Genomic DNA, 21643 nt, shown 5'->3' with positions numbered 1-21643 from the left:
TTGCCGGATGCTCGAAAACTTAGATCTTCAGCAAGTCATGGTCCTCGACATTGAAACTGTGCCACAATATGCTTCATTTGAGGAAGTTCCTAGCGTATTTAAAGAATTATGGGAGCTGAAAACAAGGTCAGCGCGCAAAGATGGAGAAACGCCTGATGAATATTATCCACGCGCGGGCATCATGGCTGAATTCGGCAAGATCGTATGTATTTCCGTAGGGATTTTTACTAAACACAATGAACAGGTAGGTTTACGCGTTAAATCATTTGCTGGGGACAATGAGTGCAACCTACTTTCTGAATTTATCTCCCTGTTAGACAAGCAGCCCGCTAATTTTACCCTATGCGCCCATAATGGCAAAGAGTTCGATTTTCCGTATTTATGCCGGCGCACATTGATCAACCAACTTTGTATTCCGTCTCAACTTAGAATTAGTGGTAAAAAGCCATGGGAGATTAATCATCTGGATACTATGGATCTTTGGAAGTTTGGTGATTATAAGAATTATACCTCTTTAAATCTTCTAGCTGCAGTTTTTAATATACCAACCCCTAAAGACGATATTAATGGCAGTGATGTCCATTGGGTATACTGGAAGGAAAAAGACATAGAGCGTATTAAAACCTATTGCCAAAAAGATGTGATCACTACCGCTCAACTATTACTAAGATTTAAAAGCCTTTCCTTAATGAATGATAATAATATAGTGATAGTTTGAAGTTTAAGGTTGCAAATCAATTATCAAGACGGAAAAAAGAACGATTTTATTCGAATCTTGTTATTCCAAAAGGTGAAGCAATTCACGCATAAATATTATAAAAGTAGGCACGGCCCCAATTCGATACAATGGCAAAAAAGAAAACAGCACATATTATACAAGTTTTTTCTCAGCTTATAAGCTCTATATTTGAGAAAAACGGCAATAAGCCTTTAAACTACAAACAAGTAGCATCAAAGTTAAACCTTAATGACTCCGAGTCCCGGGAAATCATTAAAGATGTTTTGAAAGACGAGAGCAAACACGGCTTATTTAAGGAAGTAGAGCTTGGTAAATACCAACTGAAGGAGTTGAAGACTTTCCTTACCGGAATTGTTTCCATGACAAGCGATGGATCGGCCTTTATCGTGCCTGAAGATGAATTCGAAAACGACATTTACATAGCCCCTCGTAAAGTAAAGACGGCATTAAATGGAGACCGTGTAAAGATCTACGTTTTTGCAAAGAGCAACGGAAAGCGTAAAGAGGGTGAAGTTGTTGAGATTCTGGAACGGGCAAAGATGGAGTTCACAGGGATAGTTAAAGTATCAGAGAACTTCGCTTTCTTTATCCCTGACGATAAGAAAATGCTAAGGGATATCTTTATTCCTCTTGAGGAGCTTAATGGCGCAAAGCATGGTGAAAAAGCTATAGCAAAAATCACAGATTGGCCCGAAGAAGCAAAAAATCCTATTGGCACCATTACCCGCATTCTCGGAGTTCAAGGTGAGAATAATACCGAGATGAATGCAATTCTTGCTGAATACGGTTTCCCGCTTCAGTTCCCTGATGAAGTGGAAGATGAAGCAAATCAAATCCCGGATGAAATTACGGCTGAAGAGATTGCTAAACGGAAAGACTTCCGTGAGATATTAACCTTTACAATCGATCCGGTTGATGCTAAGGATTTTGATGATGCTATTTCCTTCCAATATTTGGATAACGGAAACTACGAGATCGGAGTGCATATTGCGGATGTGTCGCATTATGTATTACCTGATTCTCCATTGGATAAGGAAGCATTCGAACGTGGTACATCTGTTTACCTGGTGGACAGAGTGATTCCAATGCTTCCTGAAAGGCTTTCAAATGGGGTTTGTTCTTTACGACCCAAGGAAGATAAGCTTTGTTTCTCTGCTGTCTTTGAGCTGGATAAAGATGCTAATATCATTTCAGAGTGGTTTGGAAAGACGATTATTCATTCTGACAGGCGTTTCAGTTATGAAGAAGCGCAGGAAGTGATTGAAGGTAACTCAAAGGAGTATTCAGAAGAAATTCTGATCTTGAATGACCTGGCTTATAAGCTAAGAGACAGGAAGTTTAAACATGGCGCCATTAGTTTTGAAACTTCTGAAGTTAAGTTTAAACTTGATGAAAATGGCAAGCCTGTTGGAGTTTACGTTAAAGAGCGCAAAGACGCGCATAAGCTAATCGAAGACTTTATGCTGCTGGCCAACAGAAAAGTGGCAGAGTTCATTGCGAAAAAAGGAAAAGGTAAAAATAAATTAACCTATGTTTATCGTTCTCACGACGCTCCAAATGAACAAACCCTTCTTAGTTTTGCAGCTTTTGCTTCTAAGTTCGGCTACAAGATCAACACAAAATCAGATAAAGAGATTGCACGTTCGCTGAACCACTTGATGGAAGATGTGGAAGGAAAGAAGGAACAGAATGTTCTTACATCGCTTGCTATCCGTTCCATGGCTAAAGCCATTTATACAACTAAAAAGTCAAGTCACTACGGTCTGGCCTTTGATTTCTATACCCACTTTACTTCTCCTATAAGGCGTTATCCGGATGTAATGTCTCATCGACTTTTAGAACATTATTTGGCGGGAGGACAAAACGTGAATGCTGAGCACTACGAAAAGCTCTGCCTTCATGCTTCCCAAATGGAGAAGAAAGCTGCCGATGCTGAAAGGGCATCGGTGAAGTACAAGCAGGCCGAATACCTGGAAGAGAATATCGGACGAGAGTACAATGGAATTATTTCGGGAGTAACCGAATGGGGTATGTATGTAGAGATCATCGAAAATAAGTGCGAGGGAATGATTCGACTCCGGGACATTTCAGATGACTTTTATGTACTGGACGAGAAGAATTATTGTATCATTGGCCAGCGTAAAAAGAAGAAATACCAATTAGGCGACGAGGTAAAGATCCTGGTTAAAAAGGTAGATCTGGCTAAAAGACAGATTGACTTCACGCTAATCCAGGACAAACTTAAAAACGAATGGGATTTTAAATCGGAGGACGCCTAGTATTTAAAAGCTAAAATTTAGAGGGTCATGCTAAGATAGCAGGGCCTTTTTCCTTTTAGGCCCTTTCCTCCTACTTGGATGCTATAGAAACTTTAATGCTATAGAAACTTTAATGAGACGACGTCTAAATTAAGGAATGAAGGTAGCCCAGCTTTTAGCGATCAGAAATTAAATGAACTTTCAAAAAAAAATAGCCTGCTGTATGGGACAGCAGACTTAACCTAAACCTTATCACAATTATTTGTTCAGCAAATATAGAGTTTTTTTAATAATCATATCATTTGTTATTACTTTAAATGTTTTTTGAGTTTTTGTTACCTGTGGAAGGTTCTGGTAGTACTTTTTGCATCAACCCTAGCCTTTCTTAAGCAAGCTGGCAATTCAATCCTTGGTCCTACCACTATCGGCTTTTCCACTACCCGATGTTCTAACTGATAATTCCGAGCCCACGAACTACTCCTATTCGGTTTCACAAGTATGCTCATTGCAGTTATTTTACTACATTTTATCATCTCTAAAATATTTTTCTCTGAAATAGAACGCAACATTTACCAAAGCTATCAGTGCGGGTACTTCCACTAATGGTCCAATTACTCCGGCAAAGGCCTGGCCTGAGTTGATTCCAAAAACTCCAATAGCCACAGCAATTGCCAGTTCAAAGTTATTTCCCGTAGCAGTAAATGCAATCGAAGTACTTCTGGAATAGTCTGCCCCGAAGTGCTTACCTATAAAGAAACTGGCAACGAACATCAGTACAAAGTAAACCACCAAGGGAATGGCTATCCTTATTACGTCCATAGGGATTTGTACGATCAGTTCTCCTTTTAAACTAAACATGATAACAATCGTAAATAAGAGCGCTATAAGGGTGATAGGAGAAATTAAGGGAACGTACTTTCTCTGAAACCACTCTTCCCCTTTCATTCTGATCAGAGAATAACGACTGATAATTCCCAATGCAAAAGGTATTCCCAGATAAATCCCGACGCTTTCAGCAATCTGAGCAATAGTGATATCAATCTGTAGCGACTTTAAACCAAAGAATGGTGGTAATACAGTGATAAAAATGTAGGCATACACACTATATAACAGCACCTGAAAAATACTGTTAAGGGCAATCAAACCAGCGCCGTATTCCCGGTTTCCTTCCGCCAGCTCATTCCAGACCACTACCATTGCGATACACCTGGCCAAGCCAATTAATATTAATCCGACCATATACTCCGGATAGTCTGCAAGAAATAAAATAGCCAGAAAAAACATAATAACGGGGCCAACTATCCAATTCAAAAACAAGGATGCTCCCAGTACTTTAGTGTCCTTAAATACTTCGCCCATATTCTCGTATTTAACTTTAGCGAGAGGCGGATACATCATCAGGATCAGGCCAATTGCCAGGGGGATATTCGTAGTTCCAGAAGAAAAAGAATTGATGAAGTTAGCTGAAGATGGAAAGGCGTAACCAACCACAACCCCTATTGCCATTGCCAGGAAGATCCATAAAGTAAGGAAGCGGTCTAGGAAACTTAACCGCTTCCGTTCTGCCGCTGGGGTACAATTAGTTGCACTCATTAATTTAAGTGTTGACTTACAAAGTCTTGTGAATAAACCTTAATCATGTCTCTAACCCTTCTAAACTCTTCCAGAATTTCCTCTTCGGTTCCAATCGCCTTCGCGGGATCAGGAAAGTTATAATGGAATTTCTGCGCATTGCTTGGGAAATAAGGGCAACGTTCTTTGGCATTGTCACAAACGGTAATTATATAATCGAAGGGAATATTAAAATACTCGTCAACGTTATTAGAGGTGTTACCAGAAATGTCAATATTATCCTCTGCCATAATTTTAATTGCCCTTGGATTTACTCCGTGGGTTTCTACACCCGCACTGTATATTTTTGCCTTTTCTCCCGCAAAATGTTGTAGATATCCATCGGCAATTTGACTGCGGCAACTGTTGCCCGTACATAATACTAGTATATTCTTCATTTTTAATTTGGTCTTTTTTATAATCTAGCAGCAGCCTGCTCCAGGTGTGCAACACCTTTCGGCTACCAGGTTCTTAAGTTCAATCTTAGGTTTTTCAACTACCTGGGGCGAGCAGCATACTTCTTCACCATTGGGAGTTCCGCAAGTTTGATTTCTTCCTAAAGCTTTACATTGCACGCTATCTGCTTGTAGATTTACGATTAGATTTTCTCCCTCTGCAGCAATACTAAAAGGAAACATTTGACGGGTATCAAACCTTGAATTTCCAAATTCTACTTTCAGCTCCGCTAAAGGATCAAGCACTATCGCTTTTTCTACAAGATCAATAATAGACATTGCTTTACTTGCCGTCATCGCTCTTTCCTGTTGTTTTTCTTCAGGTTCCCATAGCTGAACGATCACTTCTGTCCAGGTATTAACTTTCCCTCCGCAATCAACTGAAGTTATAGGAGCCAGTTTAATTTCAGTAATATGATAGGAAGGTTTTACCCATTCACCGTCCGCATACTGAAACTGTAGACTTAGATGGGGATAATTGGTAAGCTCTGCTTTGAAAGCCTCCCAGCTCATTGCGTTTGGATTGTTCATATGCTATAATTTAATTATCGTAATTTTACGATAAATTGGTTTAAAAATTTTTAACAGCAGTTTTGAGGTCCTTTGTAGGAGGCAAAGAAGCCACCTATCTGTCTTTCAAGGATTCTCCAATTTTCGGCATGAATGCAATAACATACGCTTACACCTTCAATGGTTCCCTGAATTAGGCCGGCATTCTTTAGTTCCTTCAAATGTTGTGAGATAGTCGCTTGTGCAAGTCCCAGTTCATTTACCAGGTCTCCACAAATACAAGCATTAGCTTTAATAATCTCCTGAAGAATGGCAATCCGGGCAGGATGAGCAATAGCCTTTAGCATTACGGCCAGCTTATTCTGTTCTTCGGAAAATATTTCAGTTTTAGTTATTCCCATTGATATCGCAATATTACGATTAATCTTATTATTTCACAAGGGTGTGTGACGTTTTATTAGAAAACACCTATTTTGGATATCTACCCTTCATTTATGAATAGAAAAATAAATTAAACTGCTGTTAAGCTCAGAAGACGGGTCATTAATTCGACAAGGGCGTCAACATCTACAGGCTTTGAAATATACTCATCTGCACCCACTGCCAAACATTTATCTCGGTCGTCTTTCATGGCTTTCGCTGTTATCGCTATAACAGGTAGATCCAAAAATCTGCTATCCTTTCTTATTGCCTCAATAGCTTCGTACCCGTTCATTACCGGCATCATAATATCCATCAGTACTAGATCTACATCAGGATTTGCATCCAACTTCTCTAATGCCTCTTTACCATTATATGCAATCTCGAACTTGAAATTCGCACCCTGGAGGGCACTGGTTAATGAAAATACGTTCCGGATATCATCATCTACTAGCAAAATAGTTTTCTCTTCAGTAATAGCCTCAAGTAACGATTCACTTGTTTCTTTTTTCTTTTCCTTTACCGGGCTTGTTTTCAACTTATCGATAAAAAGGTTCACTTCTTCAACTAGTCTCGTATTGGAGTGCTGCGTTTTAAATACCATCGAATTAGTATACCTGTTTACCCGCTCTAAAGTATTACGATCAAGCTCCATAGCAGTATTTATTACAACAGGAATTTCTTCGTTGCGACCATTTGATTTAATTTGATCTAAAAGATCCAGACCCGATATATCAGGTAGATTGATGTCAAGGATTATACAATCGAAGTCACTTTGATTTGTGAGATGGTCGATTGCCTCTTTTCCTGTAAAGGCCTGAATAACTTCAATGCCGATGCCGGATAATTGAGAAGTAAGAACGTCACTTTGAACCTGATGATCTTCAATCAGTAGTACCTTTTTCAAATGCATAACCTTTAGTCCAAACAGTGAATCGAGAGCATTTTCAAGCTGTTCTTTTTCAATTGGTTTTTTTAGAAATCCAAGCGCCCCTTCAGTGATTGCCTTAGATGAATTCTCTTCTTTTGCCGACATTAAATGTACAGGGATATGATGCGTTTGAGGATCTGTTTTTAATTGTTTAAGCACAGACCATCCATCAACAACCGGTAACATGATGTCCAACAGAACAGCGTCGGGTTTCGTTTGCCGGGCCATCTCTAGACCTGCATCACCACTTTCTGCAATTGTTGGAATTAATCCTCTTTCAATACAGATCTTTTCAACGATCATTGCAAAGTTCCGATCGTCTTCAATAATCAGTACGGTTTTACTTGTATCTGCTGATGAATTTCCTTCAGCAGGAGCTATATCTAATTGCTGCTGGGTTGGGACAGGATGCAGATCTTGAGTAAAGGAAATAATGGATGGTAATACCAAGCTAAAAGTACTACCTTCTCCCGGTCTGCTTTCAAGTGTTATTTCACCTCCAAGTAGCTGTGCAAGTTCGCGACTGATAGACAAACCAAGACCAGTTCCCCCGTAAATCCTGCTTGTTGATCCGTCGGCTTGTTTAAAAGCTTCAAAAATTGTTTGATGCTTATCTTCAGGAATTCCGATTCCTGTATCTTGAATAGCAAATCTTACTTTCCAATCCTCACCCTCATTATAAGTATCTATCTTCACCGTTACAGACCCGCGATCTGGTGTAAATTTAAAGGCGTTAGAAAGAAGGTTTTTCAATACCTGTTCTAATCTTCGTTCGTCGGTTACTATTGCGGCAGGTACAGCAGGCTCTGTTAAAATATTAAATGATATTCCTTTTGATTTCGCTGTTTGTGAAAAGAACATTTCCATTCGTTGCTTCACCTCCTTAATAGCTACCTCCCTAACGTCAAGCTCAACCTGGCCTGCTTCAACCTTCGCAAGGTCGAGTATGTCATTGATCAAGGCAAGCAAATCGCCACCCGCAGTGTGTATTACCTTGGCATACTTTACTTCTTCCTCATCCAAGTGGGTTTTTTTATTCTCAGAAAGGATCTTAGCAAGTATGAGTATACTATTAAGAGGAGTCCTTAATTCGTGACTCATGTTAGCAAGGAACTCTGATTTATATTTATCAGCCTGTTCTAGTTCTGCCATTTTTATGGAGATGGCTTCTCTGGCCAATTCAATAGCATTGTTCTTTTCTTCCAGCAAGCGGGCTTTGTCAAGCAATTCGGAATTTGCCTGTGATAATTCTTCTTGTTGTACCCTTAGTTCTTCTTCCGAAGATTGTAATGCTACAGTTTTCTCAAGAAGTTCTTCGTTGGTCATACGTAACTCCTCATGCTGATTTTCTAACTCACTTGCTTGTCTTTGGGCTTCAGCATATAATTCTTCTATTTTCTGCCTTGACTGTACTGCATGAATAGCAATACCAACGCCATCCCCAACTCTTTCTATAAAAAGGAGATCAAGAGCAGTCGGTTTGTTTACAAAACCCAACTCAATTACTGCAATCAATTTCTCGTGGTAAATAATTGGTTGCATCAACACGTGTTTCGAGTTTATTATGGAAAAGCCTCCCTCAACACTGCGTAGTTCTTCATTCAATTCTTCAATCAATACACGCTTTTTATCAATTGCTGCCTGCCCTATTAGACCTTCTCCAACCTCTATAGCTGGCTTTAGCGCTTTGGCGTAGCCGTACTTCCCTTTAAGTACAAGTAGATTTGTTTCTTTGTCAAAAATGTAAACCGATCCAATACGTGCTGAACTAAATTCGCATATTCCCGAAAGAATGGTGTCCGATAATTCTTCAACGCTCAACTCTCCACGCATAGACCTTTCTAACGACGAAGTGCCCTTTAGAAGCAAGTTCTGTTCAGTGTTCTCCCTCGAAACTTTCTCTAATTGCATGTTGGATTGCATCAAGCTCTCCTCAACTTTCTTTTGAGTAGAGAAACTTCGTGTGATAAATAAGAATAATAGCGATATTAGGAGAATTATGAAAAAGCTACCTATGTAGAAAAATCGGATAGTTTTTGATGAATTATGGTCACTTTCATTCCTCCGTTGATTAAGCAATAGGGATTGATTAAGTTTAATTTTTTCAACCAGGCTTTCGAGGCGGTCTAATGTAGTGTCTTCAGCTAACAATTCTTTGGCTTTTTCCGTTCCATCAAGGTTCGCAACCCACAGCACCCTGCTTAAAGCAAAAAGCTTTTCGTCTACATTGGCTTTTAGAGAATCAGCAGTAGCTTCGTCCCTCCTGTCTTCATTTAATAAAAATACAACACGATCCACAGAAGGATTAATCTTGCTTAGTGCGTTATTGTACTTATCCAGGTAGCTTTTTTTACCTGTTGCAATGTAGCCTCTTATATTGCTTTCTGCTTCAACAACATTAAATACTGCCTGGTTAGTAAATTTTAATATCTCTTGGGTATGATCTACAGCAGCACCGTCCTTTTGGAAATCTCCAATACGACTATAAGCGATGTAAACTCCAATGAGAACAGCAATAATTGTTAAAATGAAGCCTACTAAAATTTTTTGGTGGAAAGAGAACCTGATCATACTTGGAATAAATGGACTAAGAGTATCCTATCTTCAAAAATCTTAAGTTTATTCCTATTTTTCTATCATTTCGGCGGATTTAATAAAAACTTAATACATAATGTTGAAATATTATGTAAAATCAATTGTTTCTCTTTTAATCTTTTTGATTAATTGCTTTATATAGTTTTAATGATAATTTTATACAGCCTCCCTTGCTTTGTCTGAAATTCAATCAACGTTTTCAATGAACAAACAAGTACTAAGTTTTACTGCGGCTTTAACTATAGCCTTAACCTCTTGTAAAAAGGACAATAATGAAACTAAAGCTATCGAGTACCCTACAATGGCCGAAGCTGTGGATCCAGCAGTTCTATTTACAGCGAGTAATGGTGTAAAAGTGTACAATGGCGGCTATGGCTCAGCTGTAGCAGTAGACCCTGCATCTCCTGACGTATTTTATATGCTAACAGACCGGGGATCGAATGTAGCCGGTCAGGCAGCTAACTCAATTATCATCGGGAAGCCCGATTTCGCTCCTCAAATCGGTAAATTTAGATTGAAGGATGGCAAGCTAATGCTCGAGCAGGTTATTGAGTTAAAAAACTCAAGTGGAGCTAAACTTAATGGGCTTCCTAACCCTGCAGGTATGGGGGCCTCCGGTGAAACAGCCTACGATTTAAGTGGAACGGTACTTACGCCAAGTCCAGACGGAATTGATTCAGAGGGCCTTGTTCGAATGGCTGATGGATCGTTTTGGGTTAGCGACGAATACGGGCCACACTTGGCACATTTTGATGCGAATGGTAAAGCGCTGGAGCGAATTAATCCATTCGGTAACGGACAAGGAGGTCGCCGTATCCCCGCTGTTTTTGCAACTCGAAGGGCTAATCGTGGGATGGAGGGTTTGACAATCACTCCTGATGGTAAAACTTTGGTTGGAATTATGCAATCACCCATGTATAATCCATCAAGAACGGCTGTTTCCAACTCTGTTGTAATCCGTATCCTTACTTACGATATTTCCAGTGGTGCCACCAAACAGTATGCCTATTTGATGGAAAGCACTAGTCTTACAGGCGTAAGTGAAATTGTTGCAGTGAACAGCACCACATTTTTAACTTTAGAAAGGGACGGACTTTTTGGAGGAGCGCCAACTAATCCTGCTGCATTCAAAAAAGTGTTCAAAATAGATCTATCATCAGCCACAGACATTTCTGATCCTACAAATGGTGCAAATGGAAAGCTATTTGGCGGAAAAACAGTAGAAGAATTAAATAATGCTGCTGGATTGACTGCAGCAGGTATCACTCCTGTAAGTAAGGTGCTTGTACTTGATCTTCTTAGAGATCTGCCATCTGTTTATCCGCATGATAAAGCGGAGGGACTTGCTCTTCTTCCTGGAAATATTCTTGTTATTTCCAACGATGACGATTTTGGTGTAGTAGATAATGGTGCCAGCGGATTTGCACAAAAGATGTTACCTATTACAAATAAAGTAGATGGAAACAGATTATACTTTGTTAAGATCAATTTGTAATAATTCATCTGCAATTTCTAGAAAATATTGAAACTTCAGGCGCTATAAATGGCGCCTGTTTTATTTAACCCCTTAGTATTCTCTCTATTAGGTGATATATGCAAATCTCTTGCTGTTATGTTAACCTCTATCAGACTTAGCAATTCAACAGCCTAATGACCATTAATGTCGTACTATTCATTTAGGTAATATTTGGCGTTTAGCAACAAGATGGGATCTATGGCTTGTACTAAATTTGTGTTTTACCATTAGGATAATTAGCTGTGGGAAAATGACAATACTCATTTAATAATATTCTCTTTATACGTAAATTTAGGAGTACCTCCAGGCATACGCCGGCATCGGGAATCAAATCTTAAGAATGATGGAAAGCTTTTTAGACCTTAATCTCGAAAATATCTCGAATGAACATATTTGTTGTGCCATTTCGGACAAGAAATGTACGGAAAGCTACGAAGCAAAGAAAGAATGGCTACGTGGAGAGTTTAAAACCGGATACGTCTTTCGCCGGTTAAACGCAAGAGCAAAAGTGTTCATAGAGTATGGACCTTCTGAACTAGCTTGGGTGCCCGTTGAGGCACCAAACTACTTTTTAATCAATTGTTTTTGGGTTTCCGGTCAGTACAAGGGCAAAGGCTACGGGAAGGCGCTCCTCCAATCCGCTATGGATCATGCCAGGAATAATGGAAAAAACGGGCTGGCAACTGTTGCAGGTAAAAAAAAGTTTCATTTTATGAGTGATACCAAATGGCTGATCCAACAGGGGTTTGAGGTTTGTGATTCGCTTGAAATGGGATTCGTTCTTTTAGTGAAAAAAATTAATCCTTGTGCAGAAAACCCAAAATTTAAGACCAAGCTAGATTATCAGAGCATCCAGACGAACGGCTTGGTTGCCATTTATTCAAACCGTTGTCCCTTTGCGGAATTTCATGTTAAGACTTCATTGGTTAAAACAGCAGCGAAGCGACATCTTCCGTTAACAGTGATTAAGCTAGAAACAATGGAACAAGCACAATGCGCCCCCAGCCCTGCAACTATTTTCAGCTTATTTTACAAAGGGAAATTCGTTACAACCGATATAAGTGCTTGTATGGATAACAGATTCGACAGAGTGTTGTCCGACTTCCTTAAATACTAATTCTTCAATCATTTAAATGCCTTCGGCATCTCATCAAAGATGTTATGGGTACAACAATGGGAATTCAATCATCAAACGCTCTTACGACACTTTATGAGATAAAAAGGATAGTTCTCCTCTACCTTGCTGACTTCAAACAGGCCTGCATCTCCAAATTCTTCTTGTATGGTTCCTTCGTCATAGAAGAACATTTTTACCCCACCAAACATTTCAAACCTATCTTCACTAATTTGCCTCCCCCGCCCATAGGTTGTTGCCTGTTTCGTTATAGTGGTAAAAGCCATCCATCCGCCGCCCTCAAGTTGATTATAGCAGGCTTGGATCAGTCCTTTTCGTTCTTCCTGATCCAATAAGTGAATTAGGGCATAGCAATATATTCCATCATATTTTTTATCATCAAAGGGCATTTCCGTTACAGAGCCATGGTAAATAGAAAGATAATTCCCGAAATGTTTTTTCGCAATATTTATTGCCGTTTCTGAAATTTCAATTCCTGTTACCGACATCCCATGGTTAAGAAATATTTTAGCATTACGACCATATCCGATTCCTGGAATCAAAACTTGCTTTACTCCGTTATTAACAAAAAGATCCTTAATCAGCAAAGTAGATTTAGAAGGTTCAGGTCCCCACATTTCTTGCTTCTCCTTAAATGCTTCTTCCCAAAATTCTGTCATCTTGGTATTGTTAAATTTTCATAGTATGTGATTCCCCTAAGCACACTCTCCTGCCATTTAGAATCATTTTCTGCAATTATAATAGTTGCAAAGTTAAATTTATACCCTTCATTTTCTACACCTTTCGAGTCATCAACATGAATATCAATTCCAAAGGCGGGCGGTATTTTGAATAATTTTTTCTGTGTTCTCTCATTTCTTTATCATGAACTCGTTGGTTTATCACCCTTTTTATTCGAATTCCATGGGAGAAGAACATCAGCTTGATTTTCACTATAGAACGGAAAGATGTTGTGTAAATATAAATAGAGTGTCCGTCTTGTCCGAGCTTTTTGAAAAGATCAATTGTTCCCTTCCTGATTTGCTCAATTCCTAGAACCTTTTGATATAAAGATTGCTTTTCTGTTTCAAATGTCTTTACTCCCGGAATAAGGAGATCATCGAGGTCAAAAGAGAGGGTCATTGTCTTTTTTTTCATCAATATATTTACCATTATTGTCTGGTCATAAGTTATCCTAGCTACCCTAAAATACAAAAAATACTCATAACTGGTTAGGTCAGCGTGTCTGGTTTATTTGAATTCGAACTCCCACAGGTCAATGCCTGGCAAGGTAGGCAAGAACAAAGGCCCATTTTACATTCGGGCTGCTTATCCGTTATTAAAATCGGTCAATAATATGAAGAATATGATCAATAGCTTTTTCTCATTGTCTCGAACTAAAGGGGTAAATTATTCCTGGACCAGAATTTGGGTAGAAAGTGAAGTTGTAAAGGGGCGGCTTTTCCTTTTTTTATACCCCGATTAAAGAAATGAGGATAACGCCCCATTACTTATATTATAAAATCGTTAATTCAAAAGATCTAACATTTAATAGGTAAAGACTTGTGTTTCTTGGGTGGTTCTCCCCGTCAGTTTGAAAAAAATGCTCTTAAAAAGTAGGTTTTATCAATCTACTTATCTGCTTCATGCTTTTCAAAAGACATTAATTAGAACTAATTCCCCTAGTTTTGCAACAATGAAGTTGAAACAGATCCTTGCTGCTTTTAAGTACCTGGCGCTATTTGCGTTCTGGGTGCTTTCGTTGGGGTATGTTTTCAAATTAAAACAGGATGTTAGAGGGAAGGTTTTTGATTATAAACAGGAGTATTCTTCTTTTAAGGACCAGTCGAAGCACCATGGAAAGCTTTTACTTAACCATCTACCGCGATTACAAATCAATCTTAAGGATCAAAACTTAAAATCCTTCATTCCTGTATTTAATTTAAATGCAAATTCGGGATCCTTCTTAGCCTCGTTCTACGCGCCCGATTCTGGCTATTTCAAGATCATTCACCTGTTTTTTTTAAAACATCAAATCCTACTATACCCCTTCCATTCTTTATGGTAGATGGAGAATTCAAAGGTTATTTAATCCCCTCTTACCAGGGAACTTGAGTTTTTTATCACACTGAAAAACATTGAATCTGTTTCACTAAATGTAGCAATTGCCTGTGGGCCACTGTTTGATTGATTATACCCTTATTACTAACTAACACTTTGTGCCTTTCTTTATTTTAACTGGAAAGGCATTCATAAAATATTTCGCTGATGGTACATTTACCTCAATTAATAACTGACCTCGGACTTATTCTTGGCGCTGCCGCTATTACTACCCTAATATTCAAAAGGATTAAACAACCGCTTGTACTGGGCTATATCCTAGCCGGATTTCTAGTTGGTCCTCATTTTTCTTTTATTCCTACAGTTTCAGAGGAAAAAAGTATAGCTATCTGGGCAGAAATTGGGGTGATCTTCCTGCTCTTCAACCTTGGGCTCGAATTCAGCTTTAAGAAATTGTTGAAAGTTGGTGGTGCGGCTTCTATAACCGCTATTGTGGAAGTTGTTTTCATGCTCCTTTTTGGTTTCCTATCTGGAAAGGCCCTTGGATGGAATACTATGGATAGTATTTTCCTCGGTGGTATCCTTTCTGTTTCATCTACTACAATTATAATAAGAGCTTTTGACGAGTTAGGTGTAAAACATAAGCAATTTGCGCGTCTGGTATTTGGAATCCTTATTGTAGAGGATCTGGTTGCAATCTTGCTCCTCGTATTGTTAACCACTATTGCAGTTAGCCAAAACTTCGCTGGCTTGGAAATGCTAGAATCTATCCTTAAGCTGGGCTTTTTTCTGGTTCTGTGGTTTGTCTCAGGGATATTTCTTATACCTAGTTTGCTCAAAAAGGTTAGTCGTTTCATGACAGATGAAACAATGTTGATCCTTTCGCTTGCCCTTTGCCTGGCCATGGTTATTTTCGCAACAAAGGCTGGCTTCTCTCCTGCTCTAGGTGCATTTATTATGGGTTCTATTCTCGCAGAAACTGTGTATGCTGAAAAGATTGAACATCTTACGCTTTCAGTAAAGGACCTTTTTGCAGCGGTTTTCTTTGTTTCTGTTGGAATGCTTATCAATCCTCAGGTTCTGGTTGATTATGCTGTACCTATTTTGGTTATAACAGTTGTTACAGTCGGCGGAAAGTTCTTAAGTTCCTCACTGGGTGCCCTACTATCCGGACAGCCCTTAAAAACCTCGGTGCAAGCAGGAATGAGTCTCGCTCAAATCGGAGAGTTTTCCTTTATAATAGCTACCCTTGGCCTAACCCTTAAAGTTACCAGCGATTTCCTTTATCCTATTGCCGTGGCTGTTTCTGCTCTTACCACTTTTACTACGCCTTACCTGATCAAGGCTTCAAATTCCTTCTATGGCGCCTTGGAGCGTAACCTGCCTAACCGTTGGATTGCTGCAATTAATAATTACAGTACAAGCACCCAAGGTATTACTACTACAAGTGATTGGGAGATCTTACTTAAAGCATATGTGGGGAATTTCTTTATTCAGTCAGTTATCCTTATTGGGATAATCGTGCTTGTTTCTCGGGTTGCCATGCCCTTCGTTCTTCGACATATTGAACAGGATTTGCTGGCAAAAAGTATTGTCTTTACACTGTCAATGATCCTTATGGCACCATTTCTCTGGAGTCTTGCAGCGAAAAGAATTGAGAAACGTGCTTATTCGCACCTTTGGTTAAATACTCAATATTCTCGTGGTCCTTTGGTTGCATTAGAACTTCTAAGACTAGTGTTCGCTATCACCTTTGTTGCATTTTTAGTTACTAGTATTTTTGAAACTACTATAGCAGTAATTATTTTAACCGGCTTGGTCGTTGCTGTCTTAGCTATCTTCTCATCAAGGTTGAACAGCTTTTACAACCGGCTGGAGAACAGGTTCGTTTTAAATTTTAATGCCCGGGAGGTTGAACAGTCTCAGAATAAAATTATTCCCTGGGATTCGCACTTAGCTACAATGCAGGTTTCTGCAAACTCTTCTTTCATCGGTCGCACCCTTATTGAGCTTGCTATTCGCGAAAAATATGGCGTTAATGTTGCTATGATTGAGCGTGGTAAAAGGGTAATTACAACGCCAGGAAAAGACGAACGTCTATTTCCGTACGATAAATTGACTGTAATTGGAACAGACGAGGAACTTGCTACTTTAAAGCATCTCCTGGAAACCGAGGAGGATGAAGATCCGAAATACGATTACCGAAATAATATTCAACTTCATAAAGTGCCAATATCCTCCCGATCTCCTCTGTGTAACAAAAGTATAAGAGATTCCTCCGTCCGAGAACAAGCACAGGGACTGCTGGTAGCAGTTGAACGGGAAGGTAAAAGGATATTGAATCCAGAAAGTTCTTTTATACTTAGAGAAGGCGATATGATTTGGATGGTGGGCAACCGTGCTAAAATAGAAAGCCTTTTTTTCTGAAAGTTTAATTGTTTTTAAGAGGACAGAAAGTACCTCTCTAAAACTTTCATCCTTCGTTTGTGAGTTTCTGCTCATGGAGGTTTCTCTTGAATATCAAGGTTTGGAGCTGGAATTAAATATATTCCAGCTCCATTTCATCGAACAATCTGTCCTTTCCGTGATCTATGGAAACCACAATTTTCTCGCCTTTTTGGTAGGGGAAAGCTACAATGCCTGTTTGTCCAGTTGCAATTACTCTTACTTTTGATAATACTTTGAAAAACATAGCAACTCCTTACTAATACTAATAAGACAAAGTTATAAATGATCTCTTTAAATGCTAAAAAAATTAGTATTATTGTTTCGGTTGACCTTCATCTAGAGTAATGCAGGAATTATCTATTTCTGTTCATATATCACAAGCAAAGGTTTAATAGTAATGAGGAGATCTTGATAGCCAGGGTTGTATGATTAGATGTATTAGCATTAATAATGGTTAAGAAATAAAAAAGCCTACCGTATGGGACAGCAGGCTAACCTAAACCTAAAAACTTCACAAAAAACCCGTGAAGTGCTTGTCTTTCAAGAGCAAGCATTCAAATATTGTAAAATTATTTAAAAAATAATAACATCGATTTAATTTGAAATGCGTTTCTGTATTTATAAATTACTCGATTATAGGCGAAGTTTCAACCCTCCATTCACCACAAAGCCATCTAAAGGTGCATAAATGTCTTTGAAAACGGGATTAGAAATACTTCCTGTATAAATACTGTCAAAGCGTGTTTGTCTGGTGTCAGTGAAGTTCTCAAAGTTGATATAAAGCGAGAACTTGTCCCATAATTTTTCGGCCATAAAGCCAAAAATCCAGTACGGATTTCCATTGGTTCCGTCATTCAACTTCTGTTTGCTATAATAATAAGCTTCTGCGCCAAATTTCCATTTATCTTCCACTTCATACATCAGGACATTATTTAAGCGATGCTTCGCTGTAAGAGGGTTTTCGCGTAAAACGTTTCCTATATGTATTTGAGCATCTGTAAAACTATACCCTAAAAATAATTTTAGGTCCTGATATGTTAATTTCAAGTTTGTTTCCATCCCGCGGGTATCCATATGACCAACAAGGTTGTTAAATTTATACTGGTGGTTACCATGCTGCTCAAGCGTCAATGGGGCATTTAGGAAAGTATAAAAGAAAAGTTGATTGATACCAAGGCTAACCCTCTCGTTAAATAAAGTGGTACGATAATTAACATCCCAATTAAATCCGTAACTTTTTTCAAGTTTATTAGTGTTACTGGAAACAGGCAGCACATTTTGATACTGAATTCGCTCACTTTCTTCGGTAAAGATAGTTGGAGATTTATAGCCTAAGCCGCCGCCAATTCTTGAATTAAATTGCTCAGTTATTTTGATTAAACCTGATGCTCTAGGCAACAACACAAATCCGTAATCAGCTACATAGTCAGTTCTTATGCCGCTTTCCAACTCTAACCATTCCGTAATATGAATATTATTTTGAACAAATGCACCAACTGTAGTTTGTGAATAATCACGTAAAGGAAATGAATTTCGCGATTTCTCTTTAAATTGGTCTGTCCAAAGGTTTAAACCTGCTATCCATTCCGATCGTTTGCCACTAAGTGAAATGTTTGCCTCTGTAAATGATCCATATTGTATACCATTAAAGGCATAGCCCGGAACACTTATACTCCTGTTAAAATAACTAACGCTATTACGAAAATTGAATGCGGTGTGACCGTTCATTTTGTGATTTAGAGAAAGTTGGCTGGATATCCGCTCCGTAATATTTTTCTCAAAAAAACTGTGAGCCGGATCATTACTTCCATTTATGTAATGCAGATCTCCACCAATCCTTTTTTCGAAAGTTGAATTAAGCCCGATATTTAGTGAAGTCTTTTCATTTAGAAAAAGAAAGAGTTTTGGATTAAATGTATACCTCGAAAACTCGGGAATGGCTGTCAGGTCAACGTTACCAGGAGCATAAGGGCGATTGCTATTTCTTGCGGCAAATATTGTTAGTCCAGCTTTACCGTAACTCTCCGCATAAAAACCATTCAAATCCAGTCCTCCTGCTGTGGTACCATTTAAATGAAAATTCAATTCACGTTCTTCTCTCGGTGATTTACTGACTAGATTTACCAATCCTGCTATTGCACCTCCTCCATATAGCGTAGAAGCCGATCCTTTGATCACTTCCACCTGTTTTAGGTCTAATGGAGGCGTCTGTAATAAACCCAGTCCACTTGCTGCTCCTGAAAACAAAGGAAAGCCGTCTTTGAGTATTTGAGTATATCGCCCATCCAGACCCTGAATTCTAATAGAAGCATTTGCACTGGTTGCAGACGTTTGTTGAGTTTGAATACCCGTGCTTTCATTCAAAATCATACGAATGTCCCCCGGCTTCATGTTCCCCTTTTCATCCAGCTCCTCTCCGGCGATAACCTCGATCCTTGTGGGGATATTAGCAATGGTCCGGCTGCTACGCGTTGTAGAAACCACAACTTCCTCCAGCTCCTCTCCCTCTGCTTTTTCTAATAGAACCAATAGATCAACAGGTTTTGTTTCAAAGAGTGAGACTCTATCCTCTTTTGTTTTATAGCCGATATAACTGTACCGTATTTCGTATACTCCGTTAGGGATATTTAAGAAAACCGCTTCACCCTTGGTATCAGTTATTGCTACTTTATTAATTTTTGGAATAGTAACCGTTACACCGATAAGTGGCTCAGCTGATTCTATGTCTTTTATCAATATTTTAATAGTGTTTTGTGCAAAGGCAGATAAAACAAATGCCATCGCAACAAAAAGCATGATAATTCTTTTCATTGAAAGTTGTATAATCCCTTCTGGGAGTTGGTAAGATTAAATTGATAATAATTAGTGAAGGTTTAAGCTGCTTTTGGGGGTTGCCAAATAGAAACGGCAAATTGAATGCTATAGGTAACTGAATAAGCCTCGTACTTCTCTGATTTGATAAATGAGATATTTAGCACATTTAATATCGAGGGAAGTATAACGGAAAAAGGGCAGCGGGCACAGTGACAGAACGGAGAGCAAGGTTTCTCATCAGGATGCTTACCGTTGTCCGCCTGTCCAACTTCTTTTCTTACATTTCTTTCATAACTATCCAGATCATTACAAAGATCTACTCCCGTAATGAGCATTAAAATCGTCATGAAAATTGCAAGTACTTTCATCAGCGCAAAGATAATAAGTGAATTTTTATTAACTATTGATTTGACGAGAGATTAATGGGTCTCCATTATTCGTGGAACGAATCCTAATTACAAATAGTTTAAACAAAGAGGTTGCTACTGTAATTAGTAATTCGTAATACCCTCAATATTAATCCAGCATTTGAACTTAATAGCATGGACAGATCAAATCCAAAGAACCAGAAAGGCGGTGAATTAAAGAATGAGAGCCGGCGGGATTTTCTGAAACAGTCGGCAGTATTGACTGGAGTTGCGTTAACTCCCTCAGTAGCAATAAAAGCAGCAGACAAACAGTGGGACGAGAAACTTGCGGAAGCACTTGAAAAGATTCCCTTGAAATTAAATATAAATGGTGAGAGTAAAAGTCTAATGGTAGAGCCAAGAGTTACTCTTTTAGATCTTTTAAGGGAACAGCTGAACCTCACAGGTACTAAAAAGGGTTGCGATTACGGTCAGTGTGGAGCTTGTACTGTACACGTAAATGGAAAACGCGTTTTGTCTTGTCTTACTCTGGCTGTAATGCAGGATGGTCAGAAAGTTACAACTATTGAAGGCCTTGCCCAAGGAGATAAACTGCATCCAATGCAGGAAGCTTTTCTAAAACATGACGGCTTTCAATGCGGATATTGTACACCTGGTCAGATCATGTCTGCTGTGGCTTGCATCAGGGAAGGCCACGCCGGTTCTGAAGACGAGATAAGAGAATTTATGAGTGGTAATATTTGTAGATGCGGAGCCTACCCTAATATAGTTAATGCAATAGTAGAAGTAAAGAACGGAGGAAGGAAGGTATGATCCAGTTTCAATATACCCGTGCTACTGAAACCAAGGCGGCCATAGATGCAATTTCTAAAGATAGATCATCGATGTTTATTGCAGGAGGAACGAACCTTGTAGATTTGATGAAGCGAGGTATCATGATGCCTGAAAGAATTGTTGATATCTCACGGCTTCCTTTAAACCAAATTTCTTCAGATGATAAATTACTAAAAATCGGCTCTTTGGCTTTAAATAGCGCTGTGGCCGAAAATAAGCTGGTGCAGCAGAAACAGCCATTACTAGCGCAAGCTCTTAATGCAGGAGCATCTGCGCAGATAAGGAATATGGCAACTGTTGGAGGGAATATGTTACAACGGACTCGCTGCCACTATTTTTACGACACTTCACTCCCCTGCAATAAAAGAGAGCCTGGAAGCGGATGCGGAGCTCTGGAAGGATTTAACAGGATGCATGCCATTTTTGGATTCAGTGACAAGTGTATAGCCGTCCATCCCAGCGATATGAGCGTAGCCTTAGTTGCTTTGGATGCATCGGTATTGGTAGACGGACCAAGAGGCCAGCGCCGGATTCCTTTTATAGACCTTCACCGTCTTCCGGGAGATAAACCTGAAATAGACACCAATTTGATGGCGGGTGAATTGATTTTGGGTGTAGAAATACCTGAGAACACTTTTGCAAAAAATGTATACTACCTAAAGGTTCGCGACCGGGCTTCTTATGCTTTTGCACTCGTTTCAGTGGCCGTAGCTTTACAAATTGAAAAAAAGGTGATCAAAGATGCCCGGCTTGCATTGGGCGGAGTAGCTCATAAGCCCTGGCGTTTAACCGAAGCAGAGCGTTCCTTAATAGGAAAGCCTGTGTCTGAATTCAGTTTCCAGCAAGCGGCACAGATTGCAATGAAAGGCGCAAAAGGATTTAAATATAATGAATTTAAGTTGAAGCTAGCTCCTAATTCTATTGTACAGGCATTAAAGGTTGCATCAAAATTGGTTTAAAAATCAGACA

General features: G+C 39.1%; 18 protein-coding genes. 8 read left to right on the top strand and 10 right to left on the bottom strand.

Features of this window, described 5'->3' with window-relative positions; all coding sequences use genetic code 11:
* Positions 1-7 precede the first annotated feature (7 nt).
* Both J4N25_RS01635 and rnr read left to right on the top strand, forming a co-directional pair.
* Complete coding sequence (locus J4N25_RS01635) at positions 8-718, top strand: 3'-5' exonuclease (protein ID WP_207420397.1); 711 nt, start codon at positions 8-10, stop codon at positions 716-718.
* 128 nt (positions 719-846) lie between these two features.
* Positions 847-3018, top strand: coding sequence for a ribonuclease R (gene rnr, locus J4N25_RS01630; protein WP_207420396.1), 2172 nt, complete (start codon positions 847-849; stop codon positions 3016-3018).
* Between the two features lie 498 nt (positions 3019-3516).
* Here the strand turns inward: rnr and arsB are convergent, their stop codons facing one another.
* From arsB to J4N25_RS01605, 5 genes are all read right to left on the bottom strand, one after another.
* Positions 3517-4590: an ACR3 family arsenite efflux transporter gene (gene arsB / locus J4N25_RS01625; protein ID WP_207420395.1), complete on the bottom strand. Its 1074-nt coding sequence runs from the start codon at positions 4588-4590 to the stop codon at positions 3517-3519.
* On the bottom strand, positions 4590-5006 hold the full coding sequence (locus J4N25_RS01620; protein WP_207420394.1) for an arsenate reductase ArsC: 417 nt from the start codon (positions 5004-5006) through the stop codon (positions 4590-4592). The genes arsB and J4N25_RS01620 overlap by 1 nt, the downstream gene beginning before the upstream one ends.
* 24 nt (positions 5007-5030) lie before the next feature.
* Complete coding sequence (locus J4N25_RS01615) at positions 5031-5594, bottom strand: DUF6428 family protein (RefSeq protein WP_207420393.1); 564 nt, start codon at positions 5592-5594, stop codon at positions 5031-5033.
* A 50-nt stretch (positions 5595-5644) separates the two neighbouring features.
* Positions 5645-5974 (bottom strand): ArsR/SmtB family transcription factor, encoded by a 330-nt coding sequence (locus tag J4N25_RS01610; protein WP_207420392.1) that lies wholly within the window; start codon positions 5972-5974, stop codon positions 5645-5647.
* Positions 5975-6084: 110 nt separating this feature from the next.
* Positions 6085-9495, bottom strand: coding sequence for a response regulator (locus tag J4N25_RS01605; protein ID WP_207420391.1), 3411 nt, complete (start codon positions 9493-9495; stop codon positions 6085-6087).
* A 226-nt stretch (positions 9496-9721) separates the two neighbouring features.
* Here J4N25_RS01605 and J4N25_RS01600 point away from each other — a divergent pair, with 226 nt between their 5' ends.
* Both J4N25_RS01600 and J4N25_RS01595 read left to right on the top strand, forming a co-directional pair.
* Entirely contained in the window at positions 9722-11014 is a 1293-nt protein-coding gene (locus J4N25_RS01600) for an esterase-like activity of phytase family protein (RefSeq protein WP_207420390.1), read from the top strand.
* A gap of 361 nt (positions 11015-11375) precedes the next feature.
* A complete protein-coding gene (locus J4N25_RS01595) occupies positions 11376-12152 on the top strand; it encodes a GNAT family N-acetyltransferase (protein ID WP_207420389.1) in 777 nt (258 codons plus the stop codon).
* A 71-nt stretch (positions 12153-12223) separates the two neighbouring features.
* Here the strand turns inward: J4N25_RS01595 and J4N25_RS01590 are convergent, their stop codons facing one another.
* Both J4N25_RS01590 and J4N25_RS01585 read right to left on the bottom strand, forming a co-directional pair.
* Positions 12224-12829 (bottom strand): class I SAM-dependent methyltransferase, encoded by a 606-nt coding sequence (locus J4N25_RS01590; RefSeq protein WP_207420388.1) that lies wholly within the window; start codon positions 12827-12829, stop codon positions 12224-12226.
* A 115-nt stretch (positions 12830-12944) separates the two neighbouring features.
* Complete coding sequence (locus tag J4N25_RS01585) at positions 12945-13307, bottom strand: hypothetical protein (protein ID WP_207420387.1); 363 nt, start codon at positions 13305-13307, stop codon at positions 12945-12947.
* A 445-nt stretch (positions 13308-13752) separates the two neighbouring features.
* On the opposite strand from J4N25_RS01585, the gene J4N25_RS01580 reads away from it, so the two are divergent.
* Together J4N25_RS01580 and J4N25_RS01575 are read left to right on the top strand one after the other, a co-directional pair.
* Positions 13753-14217, top strand: coding sequence for a hypothetical protein (locus J4N25_RS01580; RefSeq protein WP_207420386.1), 465 nt, complete (start codon positions 13753-13755; stop codon positions 14215-14217).
* Between the two features lie 200 nt (positions 14218-14417).
* Positions 14418-16637, top strand: coding sequence for a monovalent cation:proton antiporter family protein (locus tag J4N25_RS01575; RefSeq protein WP_207420385.1), 2220 nt, complete (start codon positions 14418-14420; stop codon positions 16635-16637).
* A gap of 112 nt (positions 16638-16749) precedes the next feature.
* On the opposite strand, the gene J4N25_RS01570 is transcribed toward J4N25_RS01575, so the two are convergent.
* From J4N25_RS01570 to J4N25_RS01560, 3 genes are all read right to left on the bottom strand, one after another.
* The gene (locus J4N25_RS01570; protein WP_207420384.1) at positions 16750-16902 is read right to left on the bottom strand and encodes a hypothetical protein; all 153 of its coding nucleotides are present in this window, start codon (positions 16900-16902) and stop codon (positions 16750-16752) included.
* A 389-nt stretch (positions 16903-17291) separates the two neighbouring features.
* Positions 17292-19469, bottom strand: a complete 2178-nt coding sequence (locus J4N25_RS01565; protein WP_207420383.1) for a TonB-dependent receptor plug domain-containing protein — start codon at positions 19467-19469, stop codon at positions 17292-17294.
* A gap of 62 nt (positions 19470-19531) precedes the next feature.
* Positions 19532-19840, bottom strand: coding sequence for a hypothetical protein (locus J4N25_RS01560; protein ID WP_207420382.1), 309 nt, complete (start codon positions 19838-19840; stop codon positions 19532-19534).
* Positions 19841-20014: 174 nt separating this feature from the next.
* On the opposite strand from J4N25_RS01560, the gene J4N25_RS01555 reads away from it, so the two are divergent.
* Together J4N25_RS01555 and J4N25_RS01550 are read left to right on the top strand one after the other, a co-directional pair.
* A complete protein-coding gene (locus J4N25_RS01555) occupies positions 20015-20653 on the top strand; it encodes a (2Fe-2S)-binding protein (RefSeq protein WP_207420381.1) in 639 nt (212 codons plus the stop codon).
* Positions 20650-21633 carry an FAD binding domain-containing protein gene (locus J4N25_RS01550; protein WP_207420380.1) on the top strand — a complete coding sequence of 328 codons (984 nt, stop codon included), beginning with the start codon at positions 20650-20652 and terminating at the stop codon, positions 21631-21633. The genes J4N25_RS01555 and J4N25_RS01550 overlap by 4 nt, the downstream gene beginning before the upstream one ends.
* The last annotated feature ends 10 nt before the right edge of the window (positions 21634-21643 follow it).

Source organism: Desertivirga brevis, assembly GCF_017355835.1.
Note: the sequence above shows the minus strand (reverse complement) of the source record. Positions and strands in the feature narration are given on the sequence as shown.